This is a genomic window from Haloferax sp. Atlit-10N (assembly GCF_003586325.1).
Lineage (GTDB): Archaea > Halobacteriota > Halobacteria > Halobacteriales > Haloferacaceae > Haloferax > Haloferax prahovense.
Window position 1 is genome coordinate 1 of sequence record NZ_PSYX01000096.1, and the last position, 567, is coordinate 567.

Annotated in this window: 1 protein-coding gene; it reads right to left on the reverse strand. The window is 51.9% G+C overall.

Annotation, left to right across the window (positions count from 1 at the left end; translation table 11 throughout):
- The coding region (locus tag C5B91_RS21340) for an IS630 family transposase (RefSeq protein ID WP_119713035.1) at positions 1-503 on the reverse strand (503 nt) is incomplete at its 3' end.
- Between the last annotated feature and the right edge of the window lie 64 nt (positions 504-567).

Consider the following 567-nt stretch of genomic DNA (forward strand, 5'->3'; position numbering starts at 1 on the left):
CCGCTTTTTTTGAGTTCTTCGTAGAACGCTTCTAGGTCGTCTTCGTCAGCTTCGGCGGCTGTACGGCGTGGTTTCTGATAGCTCAATCCCGCTTCTTTCAGCAACCGCCGACAGCTTGGGATTGAATACTCGACACCGTAGGTTTCTTTAAGAAAATCTTGGACAAGCGCCGGCGTCCACGCCGGCGCGTCGATGCCGACTTCTTGGGGTGGTTCGTGAAGAGTTTCTTCGAATTCTTTTTGCTGTGTTTCTGAGAGTTTTCGTTTTCTCCCAGTTCGCTTATCATCAGAGACGGCTTGGTCAAGCGACTCGTCAGTATCGAGTCGCTTGAGCCAGCTGTAGATTGTCCGGCGCTGAACGCCGTACCACTCGGCTAGCTCAGTCTGTGTGACACCGTTCTTGTACGCGATAGCTGCTAAGAGCCGTTGTGTCGGCTTCTTTCCGTCCACGTTGTCGAGGGCATCGTGCAATTCCTCGACGGTGATCTCGTCGAGATGCTTCACTATCTCTTGCAACAGTTCCCGTGCAAAAAGTTCTAACGGTTACTATAGTTTCCGTGGATCACAG